At 67.1% G+C, this 13,888-nt stretch carries 13 protein-coding genes; 6 read left to right on the top strand and 7 right to left on the bottom strand.

Going from position 1 to position 13,888, the window contains the following annotated elements:
- Nucleotides 1-4 precede the first annotated feature (4 nt).
- Nucleotides 5-1,183, bottom strand: coding sequence for an efflux RND transporter periplasmic adaptor subunit (locus L8F96_RS10690; protein ID WP_334655974.1), 1,179 nt, complete (start codon nucleotides 1,181-1,183; stop codon nucleotides 5-7).
- 211 nt (nucleotides 1,184-1,394) lie between these two features.
- Between L8F96_RS10690 and L8F96_RS10685 the strand changes: the two genes are divergently transcribed.
- The gene (locus tag L8F96_RS10685; RefSeq protein WP_046409085.1) at nucleotides 1,395-2,111 is read left to right on the top strand and encodes an SIMPL domain-containing protein; all 717 of its coding nucleotides are present in this window, start codon (nucleotides 1,395-1,397) and stop codon (nucleotides 2,109-2,111) included.
- 126 nt (nucleotides 2,112-2,237) lie between these two features.
- On the opposite strand, the gene L8F96_RS10680 is transcribed toward L8F96_RS10685, so the two are convergent.
- From L8F96_RS10680 to L8F96_RS10670, 3 genes are all read right to left on the bottom strand, one after another.
- Nucleotides 2,238-2,495 (bottom strand): GlsB/YeaQ/YmgE family stress response membrane protein, encoded by a 258-nt coding sequence (locus tag L8F96_RS10680; protein WP_046409084.1) that lies wholly within the window; start codon nucleotides 2,493-2,495, stop codon nucleotides 2,238-2,240.
- An 89-nt stretch (nucleotides 2,496-2,584) separates the two neighbouring features.
- Nucleotides 2,585-2,884: a CtrA inhibitor SciP gene (gene sciP, locus L8F96_RS10675; RefSeq protein WP_046409083.1), complete on the bottom strand. Its 300-nt coding sequence runs from the start codon at nucleotides 2,882-2,884 to the stop codon at nucleotides 2,585-2,587.
- 108 nt (nucleotides 2,885-2,992) lie between these two features.
- Nucleotides 2,993-3,220, bottom strand: a complete 228-nt coding sequence (locus tag L8F96_RS10670; RefSeq protein ID WP_046409082.1) for a hypothetical protein — start codon at nucleotides 3,218-3,220, stop codon at nucleotides 2,993-2,995.
- 109 nt (nucleotides 3,221-3,329) lie between these two features.
- On the opposite strand from L8F96_RS10670, the gene mnmA reads away from it, so the two are divergent.
- Nucleotides 3,330-4,454, top strand: coding sequence for a tRNA 2-thiouridine(34) synthase MnmA (mnmA, locus tag L8F96_RS10665; RefSeq protein WP_417158964.1), 1,125 nt, complete (start codon nucleotides 3,330-3,332; stop codon nucleotides 4,452-4,454).
- A 19-nt stretch (nucleotides 4,455-4,473) separates the two neighbouring features.
- Here mnmA and L8F96_RS10660 read toward each other — a convergent pair whose 3' ends face one another.
- The 3 genes from L8F96_RS10660 to pdxH all read right to left on the bottom strand — a co-directional run bounded on the left by L8F96_RS10660 (nucleotide 4,474) and on the right by pdxH (nucleotide 6,861).
- Nucleotides 4,474-5,271: a PhzF family phenazine biosynthesis protein gene (locus L8F96_RS10660; RefSeq protein WP_334655972.1), complete on the bottom strand. Its 798-nt coding sequence runs from the start codon at nucleotides 5,269-5,271 to the stop codon at nucleotides 4,474-4,476.
- Nucleotides 5,272-5,338: 67 nt separating this feature from the next.
- Nucleotides 5,339-6,286 (bottom strand): cation diffusion facilitator family transporter, encoded by a 948-nt coding sequence (locus L8F96_RS10655; RefSeq protein WP_046409079.1) that lies wholly within the window; start codon nucleotides 6,284-6,286, stop codon nucleotides 5,339-5,341.
- The gene (pdxH, locus tag L8F96_RS10650) at nucleotides 6,283-6,861 is read right to left on the bottom strand and encodes a pyridoxamine 5'-phosphate oxidase (protein ID WP_046409144.1); all 579 of its coding nucleotides are present in this window, start codon (nucleotides 6,859-6,861) and stop codon (nucleotides 6,283-6,285) included. Before pdxH ends, L8F96_RS10655 begins: the two co-directional genes overlap by 4 nt.
- Nucleotides 6,862-6,948: 87 nt before the next feature.
- Here pdxH and ku point away from each other — a divergent pair, with 87 nt between their 5' ends.
- The 4 genes from ku to L8F96_RS10630 all read left to right on the top strand — a co-directional run bounded on the left by ku (nucleotide 6,949) and on the right by L8F96_RS10630 (nucleotide 13,865).
- Nucleotides 6,949-7,860, top strand: coding sequence for a non-homologous end joining protein Ku (ku, locus tag L8F96_RS10645; protein ID WP_136450453.1), 912 nt, complete (start codon nucleotides 6,949-6,951; stop codon nucleotides 7,858-7,860).
- A gap of 33 nt (nucleotides 7,861-7,893) precedes the next feature.
- A complete protein-coding gene (ligD, locus tag L8F96_RS10640) occupies nucleotides 7,894-10,377 on the top strand; it encodes a DNA ligase D (protein ID WP_334655971.1) in 2,484 nt (827 codons plus the stop codon).
- A gap of 114 nt (nucleotides 10,378-10,491) precedes the next feature.
- On the top strand, nucleotides 10,492-12,978 hold the full coding sequence (locus L8F96_RS10635; protein WP_417158973.1) for a circularly permuted type 2 ATP-grasp protein: 2,487 nt from the start codon (nucleotides 10,492-10,494) through the stop codon (nucleotides 12,976-12,978).
- Entirely contained in the window at nucleotides 12,975-13,865 is an 891-nt protein-coding gene (locus tag L8F96_RS10630; RefSeq protein ID WP_334655969.1) for a transglutaminase family protein, read from the top strand. Before L8F96_RS10635 ends, L8F96_RS10630 begins: the two co-directional genes overlap by 4 nt.
- Nucleotides 13,866-13,888: the final 23 nt, after the last annotated feature.

Raw genomic sequence — 13,888 nt, 5'->3', positions numbered from 1 at the left:
GCCGTCACACTCCGGGCTTGCCGAGCACCGGCGCGATCTTCTGCCCCGGGTTCAGGAACGCACCTGCCGAGACGACCACCTTTTCCGTGCCGTCGAGACCAGATGCAATCGCAACCGAATCGTCGTTCACCGTGCCCAGCCGCACGTCGCGGCGCTGCACCACATTGTCCTTGTCGGCGATATAGACGTAATTGCCCTTCTCGTCGCTAAGAACCGCCGATTGCGGAAGCTCGGGCACGCTGGCGGTGCCGCCGACGATCGTGGCGGAGGCGAAACCGCCGGGGCGAAGCGCGGGATCATAGCGAAGCGCAACGCGGGCGATGCCCTGGCGCGTCTGCGGATCGATGACAGGCGAAACCTGCCACACCTCGCCATCGAACTTCGTCTCGCTGCCCACCGGGGTCACGCTGACGCGTGCGCCCGGGCGCAGCTTGACGAGATCATCCTCGGCGAGCTGCGCGCGCATTTCCATCTCGCCGCCCTTGGCCATGCGGAACAGCGTGCCCGAGGCGGAGCTGATGATCTGCCCGGGCTCGACCTGGCGCGTCAGCACGAGGCCGGCGGCGGGTGCCCGGATATCAAGGCGATTGTTGCGCGCGCGCTGTTCGGAGGCGGCGGCGTTGGCAACCTTGAGCCGCGCGGCGGCGGCATCGCGGGTGGCGATGCGGCGCTGGACGTCGGCCTGGCTGATGAACCCGCGGCCAACCAGTTGCTCGGCGCGATCAAGCTCCGCCTGGGCGAGCGTCAGATCAGCCTTGGCCACGTTGACCTGCGCGGCGAGGCTGGCGGCGGTCTGCGTCTGCACCGACCGGTCCACCGTGGCGAGCACCTGGCCGGCGCGCACCCACTGGCCCGGCTCGACCAGAACGGCCGTCACCATGCCGCCTTCGCCAGCGACACCGACCGGCATCTCGCGGCGCGCGGCCAGCGTGCCGGTGGCAGTGACCGCGCGATCGACCGACGCACGGCCCGGCACGATGACCGTGACGCGCGGCGCCTGATCGGCGGCGGAGGAAGCCGAAGGCGCAGGATCGCCCGAGCGCGTCAGCAACATCGCCGCGGCCACGATCGCCAGCACCGCCACCACAGCCACGATGATGAGCCGCCGACGCGGGCGACCATCATCCGTCGGACCTTCGATCAACACGGTCTCGCCACTCACACTACCGGTATCGTGATTCATGCACCCTACATCCCGCTCCGGCGACGTCAGACGGCCGTTCGCTACCTTGCCGGCAGTGTATTATATGAATAAGTCACCGGCCTCAAGTACCGGCTTGCCCCGATTGGCGCCATGGCAGATTGGGTGCTCCACCACAAGCCAGCCTCGTTCAGCTTGCGTTGTCGAAGCGTTGTCCAGGAACGACCAACCGATTGTCCGGAGTTAAACATTCATGCGCATTCTTTTCGCTTCGCTGATGCTGGCCACCGCCGCCACCCCCGCCCTGGCCCAGAATGTGGTGGGCGGGCCGGTGCTGCCGGACGGGACGCTGCTCGACGTCGTCGCGACTGGCGACATTACCCGCGTACCGGACGTTGCGACGCTGCGCGCGGGCGTCGTGACGCAGGCGGCGACCGCGAGCGAGGCGTCGGCGCAGAATGCCAGCCAGATGGCGCGCGTCATCGCCGCGCTCCGCGCCGCGGGAATTGCCGAGCGCGACATCGCGACCGCCAGCATCGGCCTGTCGCCGCAATATCGCTATGGCGAGAACCAGCCGCCGGTGATCACCGGCTATCAGGCGACCAACACCGTGTCGGTGAAGTTTCGTGACATCGCCAAGAGCGGACGGGTGCTCGATGCCCTGGTGAAGGCGGGCGCCAACCAGATCGACGGGCCGCAATTGTCGATCGACAAGCCCGCGGCGGCGCTCGACGAGGCGCGGGTGAATGCGGTTCGGCAGGCACAGGCGCGCGCGCAGCTCTATGCGCAGGCTGCCGGGCTTCGCGTCGACCGGATCGTGTCGATCAACGAGCAGGGCGAAAATCGCGGCGACCAGCCCCGCCCGCCGGTCCTCTACGCCCGCGCGGCCAAGGCGGATGCGCAGACCGAGATGCTGCCGGGCGAGACCGAAGTCAGCGTCACCATCGCGGTGCGTTTCCTGCTGAAATGAGCAAACGCCGCCCCGCAGCGGCGCGGGGCGGCATCAGGCTTTCCCAAGGGCCGGAAAGTACCGGCCAAGAAAAGGGCCGCCCGAGTGATCGGGCGGCCCTTTTATCATGGTCCTGGTAGCGCGGGCTTAACGCACGCTGCCACGACGGACGAGGTTGACGATCGCCAGCAGGACAACCGCACCCAGCAGCGACACCAGGAACGACGTCAGCGTCAGCGGCGAATTGTTGATCGAACCACCCGAAATGATCAGACCACCGATGAACGCGCCAACGATGCCGACGACGATATTCAGGAAGATGCCCTGCTGTGCATCGGTCCGCATGATGATGCTGGCGAGCCAGCCGATCACACCGCCGACGATCAACCAGAGAATGATACCCATAACTAACTCCCCTGCGTTAACGGCCCGAACGGCCGGGCTGGGGAAAATACTCTTGACAGCCAAACTTTGTTCCGATCACGTAACTCAGTTCAGAAGTTCTGCTGGCGCTCATAAAGCGATTTGTAGTGCTGGATGCGCGTGACGCGCAGCCCGGGCATGCCCGACCGGTCGATCGCACGCTGCCAGCTGGCGAATTCCTCCACCGTCAGGCCGTAGCGATTGCACACCTCGTCAACCGTCAGCAGACCGCCGTTCACCGCCGCGACGACCTCCGCCTTGCGACGCACGACCCAGCGGGTGGTGGTCGGCGGCGGCAGCGTTTCGAGGGTCAATGGCTCGCCGAGCGGGCCGATGACCCGGGCGGGACGGATCTTCTGGTTCTCAATCATGACTCAACCTCGGTTGTGGGGACCGCGAGGCCCCCTTTCCACCTGACATTGCACAGCGTGACGAACGCGAACCGGTGTACTCTAGCCACCGATCGGTAAACAGGATGTTCAATCGTCCTTCCATTGCATCATTGCTTTGGCCACGGGACCGTTGAACGCACCGTCCACCGGCGCGAAAAGCGGCGAATCGAGCCGCACCCGCGCCGAACGGGCGTAGATGGTCGCGGTGGGCGACGCCGCCTGTCGCGCCGTCATCTCCACCAGCAATACCGCCAGGTCGCTGGGGAGCTCGACCAGCGGTGCGCGGCGGTCGAACAGGGCAAAACTCAGGTCCACGCTACGCCTGGCTCCTCATGCGTCCTACGGGACACCCCTGCTACGCGCCGCAGATGAAGGGTCCGTAAAGGATGCCACCATCCTGGTGCGCGTTCACCATCCAATTCGGATGTGCTATGGCGCGCACGTGACTGATATCGGTGATTTCCAGCTGGACGGCGGCGCCGCCGGCCGCCGCATCGTCGTTGCCATGTCGGGCGGGGTGGACAGCTCCGTCGTCGCCGCGCTGGCCAAGGCGAGCGGGGCGGAGACGATCGGCGTGACGCTGCAATTGTACGACCATGGCGAGGCGACCGCCCGCCCCGGCGCCTGCTGCGCCGGGCGCGACATTCGTGATGCGCGCGCGGTGTGCGACAGCCTAGGCATCGCGCATTATGTGTTCGACCACGAAAGCAGCTTCCGCAGCCGGGTGGTCGACCGCTTTGCCGACGAATATCTCGCCGGCCGCACGCCCATCCCTTGCGTCCAGTGCAACATGGGACCCAAATTCACCGACCTGTTCGCGTTGGCGCGTGATCTGGGCGCGGACTGCCTCGCCACCGGCCATTATGTCCGCCGGGTGATGGGCAGCGAGGGCGCCGAGCTGCACCGCGCGATCGATCCCGCGCGCGACCAGAGCTATTTCCTGTTCGCCACCACGCGCCAGCAGCTCGATTTCCTGCGCTTCCCGCTGGGCGGCATGCCCAAGGACCAGGTGCGCGCGATCGCTGCCGAGATGGGGCTGGGCGTCGCGGGCAAGCCCGACAGCCAGGATATCTGCTTCGTCCCCGACGGTGACTACGCCGGGCTGGTCAAGAAGCTGCGCCCCGCCGCAGTGGACGGCGGCGAGATCGTCGACCTCGAAGGACGCGCGCTCGGCCGGCACGAGGGGATCATCCATTACACCGTCGGCCAGCGGCGCGGCCTCGACATCGGCGGCCAGCCCGAGCCGCTGTACGTCATCCGGCTGGAGCCCGAGGCGCGGCGCGTCGTCGTCGGCCCGCGCGCGGCGCTGGCGGTGGCCGCCGCGCGGCTCGCCGATCTCAACATCCTCGGACCTCTGGACGGCCCGCTGACCGCCAAGGTGCGATCGATGGCCAAGCCGGTGCCGGCGCGCCTCGATGGCGACATGCTGCTGTTCGACGCGCCCGAATATGGCGTCGCGCCGGGCCAGGCGGCGGTGCTGTATGATGGCGACCGGGTGCTCGGCGGCGGCTGGATCGCGAGCACCGAGGCCGCCGCGCTGGCGGCCTGACGACAGGCGCTGCCACCGATCAGGGCAGCAGATACGTTCCCTCGATCACGGTGACGCACTCGCCGGTCAGCAGGACGCGATCGCCCGCCACGCGGCAGCCGATCCGGCCTCCACGCGCGCTCGCCTGAAACGCGCTGAAGGTGTCGCGGCCAAGCACATCAGCCCAGTAAGGCGCCATCACCGCATGGGCGGAGCCGGTCACCGGATCCTCGGGAATGTCGTAGAAGTCGGTGAAGACGCGGCTGACGATATCCGCGCTCTCACCGCGCGCGGCGACGATATGGACGATCGGCCCCAAAGCCTTGATCGCGCGACCATCGGGCGCGGCGGCGCGCACCGCTGCCTCATCGGCGACGATCACCAACGCATAGCCCTTGTCATGCCACAGCGTCTCCACCGCCTCGACGCCCAGTGCGGCGACGATCGCGTCCAGCGGCTTTGGCTTGGGCCGCCACGCGGGCAGCGCCATCTCATAACCCGCGCCGCGCCGCGCGACCTCCAGCACCCCCGCCTGCCGGGTGGCGAAGCGCACGCGATCGATCGTGGTGTCGGAGGACAGGACGAAATGCCCGCTGGCCAGCGTCGCATGCCCACATAGCGCCACCTCCGCGGCCGGCGTAAACCAGCGCAGCTCAAAATCCGCCGCATCATTCGCCGACGCTGGCACGATGAAGGCCGTTTCGGACAGATTGTTCTCCGACGCGATCGCCTGAAGCAACGTGTCGTCGGGCCAGGCCGAAAGCGGCAGCACGGCGGCGGGATTGCCGACGAACGGCGCGTCGGCGAAGGCGTCGATCTGCGCGAACGGGATCCTCATAATGTCCTTTCGTGAAGCGGCCGGGATGCCGCCTGTGCGACTGCGAACGCCGGATCAGCGGCGAGGTTCAGATACGCTTGCCGAACCAATGCGGCGTCACGTCCGCCTCGACCAGTGGATTGTCGGTATCGACATGCCCCTCCGGATCGAGATGGATCAGCACCTCCACGCGCGGAAACACGTCGCGCAGCCGGCGTTCGACATTCTCCACGATGTCGTGCGCGGCGGCGACGGTCAGCGTGCGATCCACCTCCATGTGGAATTGCGCGAAATCATGCGCGCCGGCCCGCCGGGTGCGGAAATCATGGATGCCGCGGATGCCGGGTTGGCGCGCGGCAACCTCGATAAAGGCGGCGCGCTGATCTTCCGGCCATTCCTTGTCCATCAGCATGTCGATCGCCTGGCTCGACGCCTTGAACGCGCCCCATGCGAGCCACATCGCGATGGCGATGCCGAAGATAGGATCGGCGCCGGGCACGCTGGCGAACTGATCGAGCACCAGCGCCGCGATCACCGCCACGTTGAGCAGGACGTCCGACTGGTAATGGACATTGTCGGCGAGGATCGCGACCGATCCGGTGCGCCGGATGACGCTGCGTTGATAGGCGAGCAGCGCAAAGGTCGCGACGATCGCCGCCACCGACACGCCGATGCCCAGCGTCGCGTCCTGATTGACCTGCGGATTGGTCAGCCGCTCGATCGCGCGCCATGCGATGCCGATCGCCGAGGCAGTGATCAGCACCACCTGGAACAATGCCGCCAGCGCCTCCGCCTTGCCATGGCCGAAACGGTGATCGTGGTCCGCCGGCTCCGCCGCCACCTTGACTCCGTAAAGGGTGACGAGGCTCGCCAGCAGGTCGAGCGCGGTATCGGCCAGCGAGCCGAGCATCGCGACCGATCCGGTGTGCCACGCGGCAAAGCCCTTCAGCGCCAGCAGGAACGCTGCCGTCGCGACGCTCGCCAGGGCGGCGCGCATCGCAAGCGGGATGATCCGGCGGCGTTCGTCGTTGGTCATGGGTAGAGCAAGCCTTCCGTCCACCCCGCTTCTTCACGCGTGAACAATCGACGCTCATGTAGGCGATGCGCGCGATCCTGCCAGAACTCGATACGATCGGGCACCACGCGATACCCGCCCCAATGCGGCGGGCGCGGCACGTCGCTACCCTCGAAACGGAATTGCATTGCCTCGAACCGCCCCTCGAAGATCGAGCGGGCGGCCAGCGGACGGGATTGTTCGGACGCCCAGGCACCCAGCTGCGAGTCGCGCCCGCGCGAGGCGAAATAGGCGTCGCTTTCGGCGTCGCTCACCCGTTCCACCACGCCCTCGATCCGGATCTGGCGGCGCAGCGACTTCCAGTGAAACAGCAGCGCAGCCTGCATATTTTCCTTCAGGTCGTGTGCCTTGCGGCTCTCGCGATTGGTGTAGAACACGAAACCGTCGGGGCCGTGCCCCTTCAGCAGCACCATGCGCGCGGCGGGCCGCCCGCTGGCATCCGCAGTCGCCAGCGCCATCGCGTTGGGATCATTGGGTTCGCTTTCCTGCGCCTCGGCAAACCAGGCGTCGAACAGGCCGAAGGGATCGGTGGACATGCTGGCTGCCATAGCACCGGCGATGCGGCGGAACGACTCCCCGCGCCACGAATTGAATCGGCCTCGCAACGATGAAGGCGGACGATCATGGCGGCACGGGCATATTGGCAAGGGCAGATACGCCTCGCGCTCGTCTCCATCCCGGTGGAAATCTATTCGGCCGTCAAATCGGGCGCGAGCGTCAGCTTTCGCCAGATCCATGAGCCGACCGGCAAGCCGATCAAATATGAAAAGGTGGCCGAGGGTGTCGGGCCGGTCGATGCCGACGACATCATGAAGGGCTATCAGATCGACAAGGGCGAATATGTCCTGCTCGATCAGGACGAGATCGATTCGGTGAAGCTGGAATCGAAGAAGACGCTGGAACTGACGCAATTCGTCGACGCGAGCGACATCGACGTCCTGTATTATGAGAAGCCCTATTTCGTCGTGCCGGCGGACGACCTGGCGGAGGAAGCGTTCATCGTGCTGCGCGAGGCGTTGCGGCGGACCAAGAAGGTCGGGCTGGGGCAGCTGGCGATGCGCGGGCGTGAATATGTCGTCAGCCTGAAGCCGTGCGGCCGCGGCATGGTGCTGGAAACATTGCGCTATGCCGATGAGGTGAACCGGGCGCAGGGCTATTTCCGCGACATTCCCGATGCCAAGCCGGACGAGGAACTGCTCGAGCTGGCCGAGGCGCTGATCGAGAAGAAGAGCGCTGCCTTCGACCCCAAGGAGTTCCACGATCGCTATGTCGATGCGCTGAGGGACCTGATCGAGCGCAAGCGCAAGCAGAAGGGCAATCGCAAGATCATCGAGGAGAAGGATGACGGTGGCGGGCGGTCCGCCTCCAACGTCGTCGACCTGATGGCCGCGCTGAAGAAATCGATGGAAAAATCCGGCGGTGCTGGCGCGGCGACCAAGAGCACGCCCGCCAAGAAGCCCGCTGCGAAGGCCGCGTCGCGCACCACGCCGGCGAAGAAGACGGCCAGCAAGCCGGCGGCGCGCAAACGTGCCTGACCTCATCCTCATGCCGCCGATGGGGGTCACGCCATGAGCAGCGATCCCCTCGCCCTCTACAATGCCAAGCGCGACTTCGCGAAGACGGCCGAGCCCGCCGGCACGTTGGCGCCGGGCAATGGCAACAGCTTCATCGTGCAGAAGCATGATGCGACGCGGCTGCATTGGGATTTCCGGCTCGAGCTCGACGGCGTGCTGAAGAGCTGGGCGGTGACGCGCGGGCCGAGCCTTGATCCCAACGAGAAAAGGCTGGCGGTCAGGACCGAGGATCACCCGCTCAGCTATGCAACCTTTGAGGGCACGATCCCCAAGGGCGAATATGGCGGCGGCACGGTGATGCTGTGGGATCGCGGCACCTGGTCGGTGATCAAGGGCAAGTCGCCCGAGGACCTCGAGAAAGGCCACCTTCATTTCGTGCTCGATGGCGAGCGGATGAAGGGCGAATGGCTGCTGATCCGGCTGAAGCCCAGGGGCAAGGAAAAGCGCGAGAACTGGCTGCTGCGCAAGATCGATGATGGCTTTGCCGGCGGCACCGACACGTTGGTCGAAACCGCGCTGACCAGCGTCACCACTGGCCGGACCATGCAGGAGATCGCCGAGGGGAAGAAACCGAAGAAGGTCGAAAAGGCCCGAGCGAAGAAGAAGGCGCCTGCATCGCGCGGGCGCGGCACCAGCAAAGGCAAGGCAAAGGGTGCACCGCCGGCATTCTCCCCGCCGCAATTATGCACGCTGGTGGACAGCGTGCCCGACGGGTCGGCGTGGATGCATGAGGTGAAATACGACGGCTATCGCGCGGTCATCGCAGTCGGCGGCGGCACCGCAAAGGTCTATACCCGCAACGGGCTGGACTGGACCGACAAGTTCCAGGCGATTGCTGACGCCGCGGCGGCGCTGCCGGTCGACAGCGCGCTGCTGGACGGCGAGATCGTCGCCTTCAAGGACGGGCGGCCCGATTTCTCCACGCTGAAGAACGCGATCTCCTCCGCGGGCGACATGACCTTCTTCGCCTTCGACCTCATCGAACTGGATGGCGAGGATCTGCGCCCGCTCACCAATCTCCAGCGCAAGGAACGGCTGCGGCCGATCATCACCGCCTCCGACCGGCTGCAGTTCAGCGAACATGTCATGGGATCGGGTGAAAAACTGTTCGAGACGATGTGCGCCGAGGGGCTGGAGGGGATCGTCTCCAAACAGGCCGACGCGCCCTATCGCGGGCAGCGCACCAAGGCGTGGGTGAAGGTCAAGTGCACGCGGCGGCAGGAATTCGTGATCGTCGGCTGGACCACGTCCGACAAGGCGCGCGGCTTCCGCTCGTTGCTGCTCGGCGTACATGAGGACGGCAAGCTGCGCTATGCGGGCAAGGTCGGCACGGGCTTCTCCAACGACCTGATGATCGAGCTGAGCGAGAAGCTCGCAAAGCTGGAGCGCAAGACGCCGACCGTCGAGGTGCCCAAGAATCTTGGACGCGCCGCGGTGAAGGGCGCGCATTGGGTGACGCCCAAGCTGGTCGCCGAAATCGCCTTCACCGAGACCACGCCGGACAAGCTGCTGCGCCACCCGAGCTTCCTCGGGCTGCGCGGTGACAAGGATGCCAAGGACGTGGTGATCGAACAGCCGCAGGCCCCGCCCGCCGCCGCCCCCACCGACGTTCCGGCGACCAGCATCAAGGTCAGCAGCCGGGACCGGCTGATCTTTCCCGAATCGAAAGTCACCAAGGGCGATCTGGCCGATTATTATGCTGAGGTGGCCGGAATCATGCTGCCCTGGGCCGGGCGGCGGCCGATCAGCCTCGTTCGGTGCCCGCAGGGACGCGCCCGAAAATGCTTCTTCCAGAAGCATGACGCCGGCTCGTTCGGCGATCACGTCCATCAGGTGCCGATCACGGAGAAGGACGGATCGACCGAAAATTACCTCTGGGTCGACGATGCCGACGGGCTGGTCGCCTGCGTGCAGATGGGCACGATCGAATTTCACGGCTGGGGATCGACGGTCGACCATCTGGAGCAGCCCGACCGGCTGGTGTTCGACCTCGACCCCGACGAGGGCCTCGATTTTGGCGACACCAAGAAGGCGGCCGAGCATCTGAAAAACCAGCTCGCCGAGCTTGGCCTCACCAGCTTCCCGATGCTGTCCGGGGGCAAGGGGGTGCATGTCGTCGTGCCGCTCACCCCCGATGCCGAATGGCCGGCGGTGAAGAGCTTTGCCGATCGCTTCGCCCGTGCGCTGGCGCAGGCCGAGCCCGACCGCTTCGTCGCGACGATGAGCAAGGCGAAACGCAAGGGCCGGATCTTCATCGACTGGCTGAGGAACCAGCGGGGCGCCACGGCGATCATGCCCTATGCGGCGCGTGCACGTGCCGGCGCCCCCGTCGCAGCGCCGGTTTCCTGGACCGAATTGCGCGACATCGACAGCGCCGCGCGCTGGCATGTCACGGACGCGGCTGAACTGATCGAACGCGCGGGCAGCCGTGCGCTCGCCGGATGGGGGGTGGCCGAGCAGACATTGCCGGACCTGTGATGCCGTGGGCCGTTCCGCCCGCGCGCTCCCATCCGATCCGCCCTTCCCCGCAGCACCGATTTCATATTGCGCCGCGACAAGGCCCCGCTAGGGTCCGCGCCGCGCAGGAGCCCCATCGTCTTGGCGACACAGCCCGCCCTTTTTGATCCCTATACCAACGCGCGTCGCTGGATCGACGATTACCGCGCGCATGTCGCCAGCGGCGGCGACGTGCTGTGCGGCGGCGACGAGACTCCGTGGCTGGCGATGTTCGAGGAGCTGGCGACGCTGGTCGGCGATGACCTGGCGCACGCCCGCGAACGCGTGCAGCGCCATGCGGCCGACATCGGCACGGGATTTCGCGTGACCGGCGAGAACGAGGAGCGCCCCTGGCCTCTGTCCCCGGTCCCGCTGCTGATCGAGGGTGACGAATGGGCCGCGATCGAACGCGGAATCGTGCAGCGTGCCGACCTGTTCGAGACCATCCTTGCCGATCTGTACGGGGAGGCAAAGCTGGTCGCCCGCGGGCTGGTCCCCGCCGCGCTGGTGGCGGGCAGCCCGTTCTTCCTGCGCCCGCTCGTCGGCCTGCCGCCACCGGGCGGCCACCAGCTTCACTTCATGGCCGTGGACCTGGGCCGCGGGCCGACCGGCGAATGGCGCGTGCTGGCCGATCATCTTCGCACGCCATCGGGTGCGGGCTATGCGCTGGAAAACCGCCTGGCGGTCAGCCGCACGCTCGGCGGCCTCCAGGCGCGGCTCAATGTCGCGCGCCATGCGCCCTTCTTTGCCGCATTTCGCGACGGCCTCGCCGCATCGTGCAACCGCACCGATCCCCGCATCGGCCTACTGACCCCGGGAAATTACACCGTCAGCTATCCCGAGCAGGCACATCTTGCGCGCTACCTCGGCCTGCTGCTGGTGGAGGGCGCTGACCTCGCCGCGCTGGAGGACAAGGTCTATGTCCGCACCATCGGCGGGCTGAAGAGGATCGACGCTCTGTGGCGCCGACTCGACGCGCGCTTCCTCGACCCGCTCGCCTTCGACACTCACTCGCAGATCGGGGTGCCCGGCCTGATCGACGCCTATGCCGCCGGCAATGTCGTGCTGGCGAACGCACCCGGTGTCGGGGTGCTGGAGGCGCCCGCCTGGCACGCCTTCCTGCCGCAATTGTGCCTTCGCCTGACCGGCGCCAGCCTCAGCCTGCCCAATATCGCGACTTGGTGGTGCGGCCAGCCCTCCGAATGTGCGCGGGTGGAGGAGGATCTCGACAATCTGCTCATCGCGCCGGCCTTTGGCGGCGGGACGCTGGGCTTGCCCACAGACAGCCCGATCGCGGGAAGCGATCTCGACGCCGCACAACGAACGGCGCTGCGCGCCGATCTGGCGCGTCGCCCGCAGGATTATGTCGGGCAGGAGATCGTCCGGCTTTCCACCATGCCGGTCGTCGCCGGTGACACCCTGGTATCACGCCCCTTCACGCTGCGTGTCTTTGCCGCGCGCGGCCCGGACGGCCGCTGGGTCGTGCTGCCGGGCGGCTTCGCCCGCATCGCCGAGCATCCCGATCCGCGCGCGGCGGTGATGGGCGAGGGCATCTGGTCGGCCGATGTCGTGGTACACGGGAACACGCCGGTCGATCCCGTGTCGCTGCTGCCGCCAACCGACACCCAGCATATTCGCCGCAATCCCGGCACCCTGCCGAGCCGCGTGGCGGACAATTTCTTCTGGCTGGGCCGGTATCTGGAACGCGGCGAGGCGCTGCTGGCGATGATCCGCGTGATGCTGGGCAATTCGATCGACGCCGATGGCGGCGCGGCGCTGAGCAGCGACACGATCGGGCGGCTGGCAGGATTGATCGCCAGCACCGGCGCCGCGCCGCGCCCGTCCAGCCACAAGCGGGCGGACCTGACCCAGATGGCGCGGCATGCGATGGAATCGGTCGGCCAGGGCTGGCAATCGGTCGCGGAGATCAACCTACACGCACGGCGGATCGGCAACAATTCGCGTGACCGGTTGTCGGCGGATATGGTGCGGCTGCTTGACGCGCCCTTCCCCACCCATCGCGGGACGCTGGATCGCGCGGGCTCGCTTCAGCGGCGCTACGCGGCGATCGCCGGCCTGTCGGCGGAACATATGAGCCGCACCGCGGCCTGGCGGTTCCACGATCTCGGTCGGCGGATCGAGCGCGCACTGGCCATGGTCCGCGCTCTCCTGACCTTTGGCCTCGCGGGATCCTCGCTCGATGATCTGTCGACCTTGCTCGACCTCGCCGACAGCCAGATCAGCTATCGCCAGCGCTATCTGACCGGCCTCGCACGCGTGCCGGTGGTCGATCTGGTCGCGCTCGACACGGGCAACCCGCGCTCGCTCGCCTTTCAGGTGGAGCGCATCTGGGAGCATCTTTGTGCGTTGCCGGTGCTGAACGACGACGGCATGGCGGAGGAGCAGCAGCAACAGGCAACCGAGCTGAAGGCGATCGTATCGAGCGCCCGCGCCGGAACGCTCGACGGCAAGATGCTGAGCGAGCTGGAGGCGCGGCTGATCGGCCTCTCCAACGAGATTGCCCGGCGCTATTTCCTGCAAGGGGCGGAGCCGCTGCGCGCCGGCGGGCTGACGCTGGCATGATCTACGACATCACCCACGTCACCCGGTTCGACTATGGTGCGCCGGTGCGGTTTGCGCGCTGCAATCTGCGGCTCGAGCCGATCGACTGGCCGGGACAAAGGCTGGAATCGTACATGCTGCGCGTCACGCCATCGGGCCGGACCACCCCGGCGCAGGCAGAGGCGGGGCTCGCCAACGTGACGCGCCTCACGATCGACGTGCCGGTCCAGCGGCTGACGATCGAGAGCTGCGCACGCATGACGGTGGACCGTCCGGTGCCGATGCTGGCGCCGGGCGATCCGACGCTGGGCGAGATTGCCGCGATGGCGCGCGACAGCCGCGACCTGTCACCCGCGGGGCCGCCAAGCTATCTCTTCCCCTCCCCGCTGATCCCGCTCGATCGCCCGATCGCCGATTATTGCGCACCCGATCTCGACCCCGCGCGCAACGCGCTGGAGGCGGGCATTGCGTTGGCGCAGCGGATTCAGCGCGAGTTCGAATTTGATCCCGCCGCGACGCTGGTCGACACGCCGCCGCACGAGGCGTTCCTGAAGCGGCGCGGCGTATGCCAGGATTTCGCGCAGATCATGATCACCGGCCTGCGCGCGGCGGGCCTGCCGGCAGCCTATGCCTCGGGCTATATCCGCACGCTGCCACCGCCCGGGCAGGAGCGGCTGGTGGGCGCGGATGCGACGCATGCCTGGGTGCTGTTATGGTGCGGTCCGGTGCGTGGCTGGATCGGCGTCGACCCGACCAACGGCATCTGGATGGCCAGCGACCATATCATCACCGCGGTCGGCCGCGATTATGCCGAAATCGCCCCTGTCGACGGTGTCGTGCTGGGGTCCGGCGCGCAGAAGATGGAGGTTTCCGTCGACGTTGCCCCGCTGGCCGAAGGTGAGGAATAGCGCCTCGCCCGCCATCCACCGCT

This window comes from Sphingomonas panaciterrae, from assembly GCF_036890205.1.
GTDB classification, from domain to species: Bacteria; Pseudomonadota; Alphaproteobacteria; order Sphingomonadales; family Sphingomonadaceae; genus Sphingomonas; species Sphingomonas panaciterrae.
This window is presented reverse-complemented; position numbering and strand designations above follow the sequence as displayed.

What these genes read in the sequence shown, in the direction of transcription:
- ku (WP_136450453.1), top strand. Translation starts at nt 6,949, where the DNA reads ATGGCGGCACGGGCATATTGGCAAGGGCAGATACGCCTCGCGCTCGTC.
- L8F96_RS10660 (WP_334655972.1), bottom strand. Translation starts at nt 5,271, where the DNA reads ATGAGGATCCCGTTCGCGCAGATCGACGCCTTCGCCGACGCGCCGTTC.
- pdxH (WP_046409144.1), bottom strand. Translation starts at nt 6,861, where the DNA reads ATGTCCACCGATCCCTTCGGCCTGTTCGACGCCTGGTTTGCCGAGGCG.
- mnmA (WP_417158964.1), top strand. Translation starts at nt 3,330, where the DNA reads ATGTGCTATGGCGCGCACGTGACTGATATCGGTGATTTCCAGCTGGAC.
- L8F96_RS10680 (WP_046409084.1), bottom strand. Translation starts at nt 2,495, where the DNA reads ATGGGTATCATTCTCTGGTTGATCGTCGGCGGTGTGATCGGCTGGCTC.
- L8F96_RS10685 (WP_046409085.1), top strand. Translation starts at nt 1,395, where the DNA reads ATGCGCATTCTTTTCGCTTCGCTGATGCTGGCCACCGCCGCCACCCCC.
- L8F96_RS10690 (WP_334655974.1), bottom strand. Translation starts at nt 1,183, where the DNA reads ATGAATCACGATACCGGTAGTGTGAGTGGCGAGACCGTGTTGATCGAA.
- ligD (WP_334655971.1), top strand. Translation starts at nt 7,894, where the DNA reads ATGAGCAGCGATCCCCTCGCCCTCTACAATGCCAAGCGCGACTTCGCG.
- sciP (WP_046409083.1), bottom strand. Translation starts at nt 2,884, where the DNA reads ATGATTGAGAACCAGAAGATCCGTCCCGCCCGGGTCATCGGCCCGCTC.
- L8F96_RS10630 (WP_334655969.1), top strand. Translation starts at nt 12,975, where the DNA reads ATGATCTACGACATCACCCACGTCACCCGGTTCGACTATGGTGCGCCG.
- L8F96_RS10655 (WP_046409079.1), bottom strand. Translation starts at nt 6,286, where the DNA reads ATGACCAACGACGAACGCCGCCGGATCATCCCGCTTGCGATGCGCGCC.